The sequence below is a fragment of the Protofrankia sp. CiT1 genome, from assembly GCF_917627335.1.
Lineage (GTDB): Bacteria > Actinomycetota > Actinomycetes > Frankiales > Frankiaceae > Protofrankia.
On the sequence record NZ_CAKJTP010000040.1, the window covers coordinates 1 to 12731 of the forward strand.

General features: G+C 69.6%; 11 protein-coding genes and 1 pseudogene. 10 read left to right on the forward strand and 2 right to left on the reverse strand.

The genetic code is table 11. The features are described from left to right. The first annotated feature begins 8 nt into the window (after positions 1–8). From MJ785_RS09280 to MJ785_RS09290, 3 genes are all read left to right on the forward strand, one after another. Positions 9–2108: an ATP-binding protein gene (locus tag MJ785_RS09280; RefSeq protein WP_370652907.1), complete on the forward strand. Its 2100-nt coding sequence runs from the start codon at positions 9–11 to the stop codon at positions 2106–2108. Positions 2109–2324: 216 nt separating this feature from the next. Further along, a complete protein-coding gene (locus MJ785_RS09285; RefSeq protein WP_239380445.1) occupies positions 2325–2699 on the forward strand; it encodes a hypothetical protein in 375 nt (124 codons plus the stop codon). Further along, on the forward strand, positions 2696–3088 hold the full coding sequence (locus MJ785_RS09290; RefSeq protein ID WP_239309072.1) for a DUF5615 family PIN-like protein: 393 nt from the start codon (positions 2696–2698) through the stop codon (positions 3086–3088). The genes MJ785_RS09285 and MJ785_RS09290 overlap by 4 nt, the downstream gene beginning before the upstream one ends. A 270-nt stretch (positions 3089–3358) precedes the next feature. On the opposite strand, the gene MJ785_RS09295 is transcribed toward MJ785_RS09290, so the two are convergent. Together MJ785_RS09295 and MJ785_RS09300 are read right to left on the reverse strand one after the other, a co-directional pair. After that, complete coding sequence (locus MJ785_RS09295) at positions 3359–3754, reverse strand: PIN domain-containing protein (RefSeq protein ID WP_239309074.1); 396 nt, start codon at positions 3752–3754, stop codon at positions 3359–3361. Continuing rightward, positions 3754–4041 carry a CopG family transcriptional regulator gene (locus MJ785_RS09300; RefSeq protein ID WP_239309076.1) on the reverse strand — a complete coding sequence of 96 codons (288 nt, stop codon included), beginning with the start codon at positions 4039–4041 and terminating at the stop codon, positions 3754–3756. The genes MJ785_RS09295 and MJ785_RS09300 overlap by 1 nt, the downstream gene beginning before the upstream one ends. Before the next feature lie 202 nt (positions 4042–4243). Between MJ785_RS09300 and MJ785_RS09305 the strand changes: the two genes are divergently transcribed. The 7 genes and pseudogenes from MJ785_RS09305 to MJ785_RS09335 form a co-directional block, all read left to right on the forward strand. Next, positions 4244–6328 (forward strand): DUF4157 domain-containing protein, encoded by a 2085-nt coding sequence (locus tag MJ785_RS09305; protein WP_239380446.1) that lies wholly within the window; start codon positions 4244–4246, stop codon positions 6326–6328. A gap of 201 nt (positions 6329–6529) precedes the next feature. Then, positions 6530–7978, forward strand: coding sequence for a DUF4157 domain-containing protein (locus MJ785_RS09310; protein WP_305039910.1), 1449 nt, complete (start codon positions 6530–6532; stop codon positions 7976–7978). A 122-nt stretch (positions 7979–8100) separates the two neighbouring features. Next, on the forward strand, positions 8101–9663 hold the full coding sequence (locus tag MJ785_RS09315; protein WP_239309081.1) for a phage tail sheath subtilisin-like domain-containing protein: 1563 nt from the start codon (positions 8101–8103) through the stop codon (positions 9661–9663). A gap of 21 nt (positions 9664–9684) precedes the next feature. Then, positions 9685–10125, forward strand: a complete 441-nt coding sequence (locus tag MJ785_RS09320) for a phage tail protein (protein ID WP_239380450.1) — start codon at positions 9685–9687, stop codon at positions 10123–10125. After that, positions 10122–10604, forward strand: a complete 483-nt coding sequence (locus MJ785_RS09325) for a hypothetical protein (RefSeq protein ID WP_239380452.1) — start codon at positions 10122–10124, stop codon at positions 10602–10604. The genes MJ785_RS09320 and MJ785_RS09325 overlap by 4 nt, the downstream gene beginning before the upstream one ends. Beyond that, positions 10601–10759, forward strand: coding sequence for a DUF6760 family protein (locus MJ785_RS09330; protein ID WP_239309087.1), 159 nt, complete (start codon positions 10601–10603; stop codon positions 10757–10759). The genes MJ785_RS09325 and MJ785_RS09330 overlap by 4 nt, the downstream gene beginning before the upstream one ends. A gap of 6 nt (positions 10760–10765) precedes the next feature. Further along, positions 10766–12731: pseudogene (locus MJ785_RS09335) on the forward strand (hypothetical protein); the annotation flags it as partial.

Sequence of the window (12731 nt, forward strand, 5' to 3'; positions counted from 1 at the left end):
GGCTCGGCCTGGTCGAGCAGCGGGTCCGGCGGGCCGTGGCCGCCCACCGCCAGACCGATCCCGACCCCGACGACACCTTCCGGGGCCTGTATGTATCGGACGAGACCGCGTGGCGGCTGCTGGACGGCCCTGCGCTGGCCCCGCTCCCCGACGATGTCGACGCCGACCAGCTCACCGGCATCGAGGCGCTCGCTGACCGTGCCGGGCAGGACGGTGCCGAGCCGCGACTGCGCCGGCTCGCCCGCGACTTCGGCCTTGCCCCGCTCGACGTCGAACTGCTCCTGGTCGCCCTGCTCCCGGACCTCGACGCGCGGTTCGAGCGGCTGTACGGCTACCTCAACGACGATGTGACCCGGCAGCGGCCGACGACCGGCCTGGCGCTGGCACTGTGCGGGCTGTCCCCTGCCACAGCCGGGCCGCGGGGCCGCTTCGCCCCGTCCGCGCCGTTGCTGGCCGGTGGGCTGATGCGGGTCGAGGAGGAGGAGCGGCCGTGGCTGTCCCGGACGCTGCGGGTACCCGACCGGGTCACCAGCCACCTTCTCGGCGACGACACCGGGGATGCACGGCTTGCCGCGCTGCTGCGGCAGAATCCGGCTGTCCCGGGGTGGCGACCCGCCTCCGCTGCCCGGATCGCGACCGCCCTCCGGGCCGGTGTGCGACTGGCGTACCTGCGCGAGCGGCCCGGCGGCGCCGCCGACGCACTGGCCGCGGCTGCGCTCGCTGAGATCGGCAGGTGCGTGCTGCGGCTGGATCTGGACGCTGTGGCCGCCGATCCGGCACCCGACGACGTGCTGGTCACGGCGGCACGCGAGGCTCGGCTGCGGGGCGGCGGCATCGTCGCCGGCCCGGTGGACGCGCTCGACCCGGTGGGTACGCCCGGCCACCGCAGACTGCTGCGCCGGCTGACGGCGCTGCCCGTGCCCGTCCTGCTCACTGGCCGGGTCGACTGGGACCCGTACTGGGGCGAGCGCTCCCCGCTCCTGGTCACCGCCGAGCCGATGGACGCGGCAGACCGGGCCCGGCTGTGGCGGGCCGAGTTCGGTGACCGGCCGGCCGGACCGGCACAGTGTGGCGGCCGGCCCGCCGTCGTGGCCGGCGGCCTCGATCCCGCCCGCGAGCTGGCCCCGTACCTGTTGACCCCGGAGCAGGTGCGGCGGGCCGCCGAAGCAGCCCGCCAGCAGGCGCTGATGGATGCCGCCGCCGGGGGCGGCGGTGACGGCGCGGTTCCAGTCGGCGCGGCACACCTGCGCGCCGGGGTCCGCTCGCAGAACGCGGCCGGGCTGGAGAAGCTCGCCCGCCGCGTCGAACCGGCGGTCGGCTGGGCCGACCTGGTTCTGCCGGAACCGGTCGTCGCCCAGCTGGACGAGCTGGCCAGCCGGGTCCGCCACCGGGACCGGGTGCTCGGCGGGTGGCGGATGCGCCCGGGTGGTGGTCGCGGCCGGGGCGTGACGGCGCTGTTCGCCGGTGACTCGGGCACCGGCAAGACGATGTCAGCCGAGGTCGTCGCCGCTGACCTGGGCCTTGACCTGTATGTGGTGGATCTGTCCACGGTGGTCGACAAGTACGTGGGGCAGACCGAGAAGAACCTGGAACGCATCTTCACCGAAGCGGACGGTGTCAACGGAGTCCTGCTGTTCGACGAAGCCGACGCGATCTTCGGTAAGCGCTCCGAGGTCAGGGACGCCCATGACCGGTACGCCAACATGGAGAGCGCTTACCTGCTGCAGCGGATGGAGTCCTTCGACGGGATCGCGATCCTCACCACGAACCTGCGCGCGAACCTGGACGACGCCTTTACCCGGCGGCTCGACGTCATCGTCGACTTCCTGATGCCCGGCGCGGCACAGCGGCACGCCCTGTGGGACCACTGTCTGGGCCCCACACTGCCCCGCGACGGCGACCTCGACCTGGACTTCTGTGCCCGCAGCTTCGAGCTGGCCGGCGGCAGCATCCGGGCCTGCGTGGTGACCGCCGCGTACCTGGCCGCCGAGTCCGGGCGGGCGGTCACGACCGACCACCTGGTGGCCGCCGTGCAACGCGAGTACCGCAAGCTCGGCCGGCTGGTGCTGGACAGCGAGTTCGGCGCGTATGCGCGCCCGCTCGCCTGATGCCTGTGTCCTTTCCTGGCAACGCTGGGGAGTGGAGCGGTCCCGCTCTCGTAGACAGCGCCCAACGTCAGGTCCACCCCCTCGACAGGCCCGGGGCCGAGCACCGCTACCCGAGGAAGCTGAGCCACGACCGCAGACTACCGTAGTGTATGTGCTACGCTGTAGTGCGTGGCTACGCCTCTATCCATACGTTTTGAGCCGGGACTACTGACTCGGTTGCGGCAACGTGCGGTAGCCGAGACCGGAGCGAACACCTCGGCGCTGGCCCAGCGGCTTGTCGATGAGGGGCTGCGGATGGCCGAACACCCGGGCATCGTTTTCAAGGGCGGCCCTTCGGGGCGTCGGGCAGCGTTGGCGTATGGGCCCGATGTCTGGGAGGTCGTCAAGTTCCTCCGTGAGATCGATGAGCGAGGGCCGGCTGCGGTGGCGGCTGCGGCGGAGGTGTTCGCGGTTGACGTCAACCGGATCAGCAGTGTGATCAGCTACTACGGTGACCATCACGACGAGATCGACGCGGAGATTGCGGTCGCGGAAGAAGCGTCGGCACGCGCTGAGCATGCGTGGCGCATTCGGCAGCGGCTTATTGCATGAGTGCGCCGAAGCCGGGACCAGTTGAATTAGCTCTGGATGAAATGTTCTCGCCAAAGATCGCCGATGTTTTGCGTGAGCGTGGCCGTACAGTTATTGCTGTTGTTGAGCGGGTCGATCTGCGCGCTGTAACGGACGATGATCTGTATGCTTGGGCTGCAGCTGAACGATGCTGGCTGTTGACCGAGAATGTCAAGGATTTTCGTCCGATCATGCTTCGGACCCTACAGGCCGGCGGTGCTGCTGCCGGCTTGCTCTTCACCAGCAGTCGAACCTTCCCCCGCTCACGGCAAAATCCCGGTCCACTCATCGAAGCCATCCATGCATGGCTTGCGAAGGGGCCGCCGGCACCGCCACTGATTGAGGACTGGCTCTTCCCTGTACAACAGTAAGCGACTGGGCCCCGTGATCCGTATGAGTGGCCGACTTAGAGCGCCCTATTGCCGGGCGCTCTTACGCGGGTGAAGGAGAATTTTGTCTGCCTGAACTGTGCTGATGCACGTCGGTGGGCGTTCGGCCAAGGCGATCGACGACGGGGAGGTCTGGCCAGCGTTCACCGGTATCCTGGTCCGGGACGGCTACGCCCACCTGACCGGGGCGGTGCACGCTTGATGCGGAGCACACCTGCTCAGAGATCTGCCGTGTCGTGCGGCAATCGTACGTCAGACCTTGACCACCATGACCCGATCTCCGCAGAGCAGCCGCATGTCCTCCTCGTCCGAGGTAAAAACGGCGGCGTCACCGTGTTCCCTGCGCGCGACAGCGGCGAGCGCGGCGTCAATGGCGTATTTATGGCCATGGAGACCAGCCTCCGCCAGCAGGCCGATGGCCTCATCGGTGATCTCCCGAGTCACGGACGCCACCGCAATTTTCGATAGAGTCCACCGCCAAGCACCGCGATTCACCCGCTTGTGATAGGCCTCGATCAACGTCATGGAGGTGGTCACAACCCGGATCCCGGAGCGGTCAGCATCTTTGAGTCGCGCGCCCATACGCCGTTCGCCGCGAACGGCCTGCGCAAGAGCTTCACTATCCAGGAGATACACCAGTTCCGGCATCAACTCGCCGTGCGGGCAGGCATCGATGACGGCATGGGACGGGCCTTACGTTCGGCATGACGGCACTGGATCTCATGACGTTCGGCCTCGGCCCCGGCGAGCTCTTCCCCGGTGACCTCGCCGTATTCCGACTCCCACCAGCCAACAAATTCATGCAGGTGGTCCCGTTCCCGCTGCCGCTCCATGGCCTGCGTGACATATCGACTGAAACCGCCGGCGCCGACTTCGGCACGGATCTCCTCGGCCAGTTCCTCGGGTAGCGTTACCGTATATTTTTTTGTTGCCATACCGTTTACCATACCATTCGGGGTGCCGAGCCAGACGGCTGGTGCTGGACAGCGAGTTCGGCGCGTATGCGCGCCCGCTCGCCCTGATGCCCGTGTCCTTCCGGGCAACACTGGTTGCCCTGCCGGGCGCCTGCGGGCCTCTGGCGCGTGTCCGCGGGTCACCACAGGGTGGAAGGCGTCGCACGTCGACGGTGGGAGGAACATGCACGCCAGAGAGCCGCATGCTGCGTCAGCCGCCCGGACGGGCCGGCCACCGGCCTCCCGATCGTCACCGTCGGGTCCGCCCCACGCGGCCGGTCCTGAGGCGGTGCTGGCGTTGCAGCGCACGGTCGGCAACGCTGCGGTATCGGCGATGCTGCAGGGTTTTCAGGATCGTGGCGATGGCTCCCGCCACGTTTCCCCACCGCGACCGGAAAACGTCCAACGCTCCCCGGTTCATAATGTCCTGCGCTCGCCCGGGCAGCCGCTCGCCGAGCCGGTACGCGCCGACCTGGAAGCCAGGCTGAACGCGGACTTCTCCGACGTGCGGGTCCACACCGATGCCGCCGCCCACGAGTCCGCCGTCTCCGTTCAGGCGCATGCGTACACCTCCGGTTCACACGTGGTCTTCCAGCGGGGCCGGTATGACACGTCGTCCACGGCTGGCCGCCGGATGCTGGCGCACGAACTCACCCACGTTGTCCAGCAGCGCAACGGGCCGGTCGAGGGCACCCCGACCGCCGAAGGCTACTCACTCAGTCACCCTGACGACCGGGACGAACGCGTGGCCGAGCAGACGGCCATCGCCGCCGTGTCCGGTCCGGCGCCGGACCAGAACCTCCAGCGCCGGACCAAGCCCTCCGCGCGAGGACAGCGGCCAGCGGCGGGCGAGGCCGGTCAGATCGTCCAGCGCAGGGTGGGGTTCGAGTTCGAGGACAACACATGGCGGCCATGGCGGCGGATCCGGGCTGAGCACGGCACGATGCGCCGGTTCCGGAACATCGTGCCCGCAATAGACGACGACCAGGTAAGCCCGGTTGAACGGCACGCGGTCCTACATAACGGCACCGACTTCCGGCTCGAGGCGGACGACACGCCAGGGCCGCTGGTGAGCAACATCGAGTTCGTCACGGAGCCGTTCGAGGAGACCCCCGCAGGTATGGCGGCGCTGGATCGGGCGTTGGCCGAGATGAGAGCGATCATAGTCCGGTTGAGGGCATTCGTCGGACGCCCCGGCCCGACGGTAGTGGATGGCGGACCGCCGTACCCGCTGCCCGTGAGGGACTACAAGGAGCACTTCGTCCGCCACGAGCAGCACGGTTTGTCGGGGTCGGGCGGGTTGGCAGCCAGGGACACGTTGCTCTCCGGTGGGTCGCGGGACGGCCGGTTCAAGATGCAGGCCACGTCGGGAGTTCCGCTCACCGACCTGTCCGCGGTCATGGAGCGGCTGGGGCGGGACGTACCGGGCGAAACCCCCCAGCAGACCCAGGAGCGCCGTGCGGACCGGGCCACGATCTACCCGCCGGATGACAGCCCGGAGTTCCTCCGGGTCCAGGGCCGGGCGCCGAACCTCGCCCGGCAGGTGGTCGCTCAGATGCAGCAGGACCCGAACTACGCCACCGCGTTGGCCGCCAGCACCGGTGAACTGACCGGTTTCCTCGCTGCGGTCATGCTGAGCATGAAGCTGCTCCGCCGGCCGCCGGGCCGGAACCTGGGGGTGAAGGCCCGGCTGCCCCTCATGCCCCGCAACAGCTTCGCCCAGATGTTCGGGGCCCTGCCCGCCGCACAGCAGGACGCGATTCGCAACGACCCGCTGGTACTCGTCAACGCCGTCCTCGCCGTGTCGAACGCGAACCCGCTCCTGCAGGGTGGCGGGGACCAAGGGCTCACCCCGGCCTCCGCACTGATCGCCCCCAACCCGGGGCAGCTCACCGGGGTTGACCAGCACGGAGCGCCGGTGCGCGCCCCGTCTGAGGCTTTCGAGCAGGCGCTGGCGACGGTCACCATCCAGGACTGGCTCACGGGCATCCCGGCCGGTCAGGATTACCTGTTACCACAGCACATGCAGCAGTGGCTCGCCAGCCGCCCCGGGGTCTCCGATGAGGCTCAGGGGGGAGCGGTCGAGGCACTGGAGAGCTTCGGTTCGGCCGGGACCCTCGACACTCGGGACGGGGGGACGACCCTCCCGCTTTTCGAGAACCGCGCGATCTCTCCCCGAAGCGACGGCGCCAACCTCACGATCGACCAGGCCGCCACCAACGCTCGCTTTCTGCTGGCCTTCTTCACCAGGATCCGTAACGGTCAGTGATCCGGCTGGCCGTCATGGTGCCGCGAGCGGGAACAGAAAGTATCTGTGCCGGAAACATGAGCCGGGACAAATCAATGCGGACGGCATCGGAACGAATGGGAGGAGAGGTCCTTGCGTGCGTACGAGCAGTCGCCGCGCAGGGCGGAGGCGCCGGATGGGAGTCGGTCTTCGCGGCGGGCCGGTGACCGTCCGGTGGTCCCGGTGGCGCCCCTCGTAGCTGCTGCTGGCGGCCCGAGTTCGGCGGCCGGGTTGCTGGCCCTCCAACGCGTCGCGGGCAACGCTGCGGTGGCGCGCCTGTTCGAATCCGGCCGGCACGTCCGCGACGACTCGGGCGGGCACGATCAGGTGGTGCCGCGCGACACCGGGCAGCCGGACCCGGTGCAGCGGTCGGCGGTACACGATGTGGTGCGTTCGGCTGGCCGGCCCCTTGCGGGGGGCCTGCGCGCGGAGATGGAGGCCCGGCTGGGCGCGGACTTCTCGGACGTGCGGCTGCATACTGATGCAGCTGGCCACACGGCAGCCGAGTCGGTGCGGGCCGAGGCATTCACGTCCGGTTCGCACATCGCGTTCCGGCACGGCGGGTTCGATCCTTCCACGGTTGCGGGCAAGCACACGCTGGCCCATGAACTGACCCACGTGGTGCAGCAACGTTCCGGGCCGGTGGCGGGTACCGACGTGGGCGACGGGCTGCGCGTGTCCGACCCGTCCGACCGCTACGAGCGCGAGGCCGAGGCCACCGCCACCCGGGTCATGGCCGCGCCGCCGGAACAGGTGGCCGCCGCCCGTACGGCGGGCGCGCACCCGAGTACCGGCGCGGGCTCGGCACGTCCTGTACAGCGCGCGCGGGGGCAGGCGGCGAAGGCGAAGGCGAAGGCGCCGGCGCCGGCCCCGCCGGTGGAAAGCCCGTACGAGCGGCTGGTGCGCGCCGTGGGTGAGCGGATCGAGGGGTTCGCGAAGTTGCTGCCGAACGAGCAGGAGGATGTTCTCCTCGCCGCCTGCGGTGTGGTGCCGGACAATGTGATCACTATCGAAGTCGCTGAGAACGATCTCGAAGAGGGTGTCGACAACATCAAAAAGGAGATGACCAGCAGTCAGTACCGGCCGAGGTATGAGACAGGCGGCGGCACGAGCGACTGGGCCGCCGCTTCCATAACGGCCGAGCACACCAGGCTCCGGAATGAGCCTGGCAACCCCTGGAAGAACCAGACGACGCTGCATCACAAGATTTCCCGTAGGAACCTGAGCACATTGTTCACCGCCGCCGCCAAGGCTGACCAGGCCGAGGTGCAGCCGCTCTACATTTTTCTGGACACGCTGAAGGACCGGGTGGGCTCGACAAGCTACCAGAAACTCCTGTGGAACATGCCGGCGAATCTCGAGATGGGCCCCGCTTCCGACACCCGTAGGGACGATCCCAACGCGGACTTCGATAGGAACATCCGAGACGGCAGAACGACCCCACGCTCGGATGCTCTGTCAACGGTCGACCGTATGATCGTTCAGCGGGATTGGGACTGGAACAAGATAGCCGAACTCCTCGGGGAAGCCGACGGGGAGCACGGGCAGACTGTCAGCTCCCGGGGGATCCTCTCCCCACCCCAGCCGGGCCTGTGGAACAAGGTCGGAGACAAATACGAGAAGACCGGGTGACCCGCGCGTCGCGTCCATCCGGGCACCCCGGTCGTGCCCTCGGCGCCGGCCCGTGTGACCGTTTGCGGGGACGCCCCGATCGACAAGGCTTCAGCGGGATCACACAGGAATAAGGAGCGTCCATGCCGTCGTACCTGTCCCCGGGCGTATACGTGGAGGAGGTCCAGAGCGGCTCCCGCCCTATCGAGGGGGTGGGCACCGCGGTGGCGGCCTTCCTGGGCTTCGCCGAGAAGGGGCCGTTCCACACCCCGACCCTGGTGACCAACTGGAGCCAGTACCTCCAGACCTACGGGGGCATGGTCGAGGGGGCCTATCTCCCGCACGCCGTGTACGGCTATCTCGCCAACGGCGGCGGCAACTGCTACGTCGTGCGGGTGGGCGACCCAACCAGCAGCCGCCCCACCGACAGAGCGGAGCCGAAGGCCGAACTGGCCGGTGCACCGGCCGCGCTCGGCACCTTCAAGGTCGCCGCGCTGCCCGCCGCGGCGGCGGCCGGGGAGATCTCTGTCGAGGTCGCCGACCCGGACGGTGAGGCCGCCGGGGATGACCGCTTCAAGCTGCTCGTACGCCAGGCGGGCACGGTGGTGGAGACCTTCGACGTCTCGTTCAAGAAAAGCGCCAAGAACTACGTCGTCAGCCAGGTACGGGAGCACTCCAAGGTCATCACCGTCGAAGAGGCGGCTCCAGCGAACACGCTGGCACGCCCGGCCAAGCAGACCGTGACGCTGCCCGCGCCCCCGGTGCCTCCCGCGCCCACCGCCGCGACGCCGGCCCGGTTGTCACCCAACGAGTACGTGGGCGACGCCGATGCGCGTACCGGCTTCGGCGGGCTGGAGAGCATCGACGACATCACGATGGTCGCGGTGCCCGACCTGATGAGCGCGTACCAGCAGCGGCTGATAACGGCCGAGGAGGTCAAGACGGTACAGCTCGCGGTCATCGCGCACTGCGAGCAGATGGGTGACCGGATGGCGATCCTTGATCCGCTGCCCGGCATGACGGCCCGGCAGGTGTACACCTGGCGGCGGGACACAGCCGGTTACGACTCCAAGTACGCCGCTCTGTACTACCCATGGATCAAGGTCTTTGACCCGGCGAGCGGGCAGAACCGGTTCATGCCGCCGAGCGGGCACATCGCCGGCCTGTGGTCGCGCAGCGACACCGAGCGCGGGGTGCACAAGGCGCCGGCCAACGAGGTGGTGCGCGGCGCGGTCGAGCTGCAGAACAACGTCACCAAGGGGGAACAGGATCTGTTGAACCCGGCCGGTGTCAACTGCCTGCGGACGTTCCCGGGCCGCGGCCTCCGGGTGTGGGGCGCGCGCACACTGTCGTCGGACCCCGCGTGGCGGTACATCAACGTCCGGCGGCTGTTCAACTACCTGGAAGAGTCGATCCTGCTGGGGACCCAGTGGGTGGTCTTCGAACCGAACGACGAACGGCTGTGGGGCACCATTCGCCGCAACATCGCGGCCTTCCTGATGGAGGAGTGGCGGCACGGGGCGCTCTTCGGGAGTTCGCCCGACGAGGCGTTCTACGTCAAGTGTGACCGTGAGACCAACCCGCCGGAGGCGGTCGATCGCGGTCAGGTGGTCTGCGAGATCGGCCTCTGCCCGGTCAAGCCGGCCGAGTTCGTCATCTTCCGGCTGTCGCAGTTCTCCGACAGCACCAGCCTCGTCAGCGAATGACCCGAAAGGCGGTAACGATCCATGGCCAGCGGTGACAGTTTCATTGTCCACACGTTCCAGGTGGAGTTGGGCAAGGCCCGCGTGGAGTCGGTTCAGGAGGTCAGCGGGCTGATTGTGGAACTGGACGCCATCGAGGTCAACCAGGTGACCCCGACCGGGCAGTACATCATCCGCAAGCTGCCCGGCGCCCGTAAGGGGGGCGAGGTGACGATCACCCGCGGCCTGGACAAGAGCAGCGCGTTCACTACTTGGATCAAGGATACCTTCGAGAAAGGGGCCGTCGACACGGCCCGCCAGAACATCAGCATCGTGCTCACTGACAGCCAGAGCAGTCAGCAGCGGCGCTTCGACCTGAAGAACGCCTGGGTGAGCAAGTGGGAGGGGCCGAGCCTGAAGGCCGGTGAGGCGTCGGTCGCCACCGAGAAGATCACCGTGGTGTATGAAGACATCACGACGTCATGAGACGGCGAAGCGTGTCCGCTGGGGCCCTCGGCGCGCTCGCTGAGCTTCCCGGCGGCCCCGACGACGGTCCGGTGCCAGAGCGGGTTCCGTCGGCGCCCGCGCGTCAGCGGTTGCAGACCGAGTTCACGTTCGAACTACCCCGCGGGTACGTCGACGCGGACGGCCGGCTGCACCGGGACGGCAGCATGCGGCTGGCCACCGCCCGGGACGAGTTGACGCCCCTGATCGACCTGCGCGTGAAGCAGAACTCGGCATACCTGTCGGTTGTGCTGCTCAGCCTGGTCATCACAAGGCTCGGCACGATCACCGACGTCCGGGCCGAGACGGTCGAGCAGCTTTTCGCCTCGGACCTGGCGTTCCTGCAGGACTTCTACCGGCGGATCAACGCGGAGGGCCATACCCGCGCCGCCGTGACCTGTCCCACGTGCGACTCGGCGTTCGAGGTGGACATCGCCGGTGGTCTCCTGGGGGAATCGTGACGTACGCGACCGACCGGCTCTACGAGGAGGTCGCGTACGTCGCCTACCACTTCCACTGGTCGAGGGACGACATCCTCGACCTCACGCACGCGGAGCGGCTCCGCTACGTGGGCGAGATCGCCCGCATCAACACACGGATCAACGAGGGTGAGTGACCCAGCGTGGGCCTGCTCGATCGACTGCTCCGACGGCGCTCGGCGGCGGCTGTACCGGTGGAGACCGGGCAGGCCGGGGCGCCGTCCGAGCCCTCCGAGCCGTCCGGATCCGCGGACCCGGGCTGGCGATGGCTGCCGCCGCTGCGGCGGACCGTCGGTGAGCAGGATCTCCTCACCGATCCGGACGGGTTCCGGGACCGGTTGAGCACCTGGCAGGATCCGACCTTTCGTACCGCCCCCGGGCATCTGGTCAACCCGCAGGCGCCCGGGGGCCTCGGGTACGATCTGCTGCGCCCCGCCACACCCGTATCGGGTGGGGTGCGGACCGGTGTCAAACCACTGGTGCAGCGCCTGCCGCTGGCCGCGCCGAGCCCTCTGCCGTCCGGGTCGCCGTCCGAACCGGAATCGTCCCCCGAGCCGCTGTCCGGGCCGGGGGACGATTCCGCCGTCCGCCTCGAGCGGACCGGCCCCGCCGTCCGCCCCCGCCCGGCCCACTCGGCCCGGGCGGCAGTGGCGTCCCCGCCAGCCACGACAGGCAACGCCCAGCGCTCGGTACGCCCGCCCGGCCGGACGATGACTGTGGCCCGGGTGGTACAGCCGGCGCGGCGGCTCCCCGCCGCGCCGGCACCATCGTCACGGGCAACCCCGGCCCGGCCCGGCCCGATGGCGTCGGCGCCGGAGTCGGCGCCACCTCCCGCCGAGGGCGGCGTCCAGCGTCCTACCGTCGCTGACGAGCCTCGGCCCGGATTCACCACCGATACCCCTCCTGCGGAGGTCCGGCCCACCGAGGGCCATGAGCCGGCGCCGACGCCGCGGTTACCGGTCGATCCGGGGTCACCCGCCGGGGCAGCCCCGCGCCGGGGTAGCCGGGTCGGCCTCGGCGAGCCACTGCCGATGGTGCCACCCACCGCACGCCGGAGCGGCAGGCAGTCCGGCGCGCGGCCGCTCCCGGAGGCCACCGCGGCTGGACCTCGGCGTGCTGAGCCGGTGGTGCAACGCATCGCCGTACCCGGCGCCGAGGCCACCGCTACCCGTACGACCCCGGCGGCCCAGCCGATACGGCCGATACGGCAGCAGGAGACCGGGCTGGGCGGTACGGCCGATCCTGGACAGGCGCCGGTGTCGAAGACACGCCAGCCTGGTGAGTCGACCAGCGATGCGGTCACGGCTGCGGCTGCGGCTGCGGCTGCCGGGGCGCTGTCAGGTGGCGTGTCGGATCCGACGGCCCCACGGGATCCGACGGCCCCACGGGGTGGGGAACTGCCTGTGGTTCAGCGGGCTGTGGATGATCCTGTGGCCGTCCCGGGGCCGGGCCAGCCAATGGTCACGCCGGCAACACCGGTCACGGCGGCGGGGGATGGTGTGGGGCGGTTGCCGGTCGCTGATCGGGTCGTGCGTGGTTCTGGGAGTCAGGAGCATCCTACGAGCCGGGCCGCGGGTTCTGCTGGCCGTCGGGAGCACAGCACGGACCAGCCTGTCCAGCGCACGGGTGTGTCCGGCCAGCCGGAACGGGTCTCCGGCGCCGAGGCCGCTCTCAAACAGATACCGACAAAACAGACACCGACGCCCGGTTTGGGCGCCGGCACGCTGGCGGACACACCGCCGGACACGGGAGCCCCCACCCCCGCGGCCCGGGTCCTTGTCCAGCGGAGTGCCGACGTACCCCTTGGCGCACTGTCCGGGCCTCGGGGGTTGCCATCCGCCGGGGAACGGCCGCCGGCCGGCGTCGTCAACCGGGCGAGCGGAACGCCGCCGTTCGGGCCAGCGCTCGTTTCCCCGCCGGCTGTCCATGTGGCCCAGACACTCGCCGCACGCCCGATACGCCCGGTCGTCGCCGCCGACACAGCCATCGGGGCCGGCAGGACCGGCGTGCCCGGACCGGCGGCTGTCCCCCCAGCCGGCAACTCCGCTGACCCAGCGGCATGGCCCACGCCCCGCCCGCGCCGCCATACCCTCGCTCCGGTATCGACGG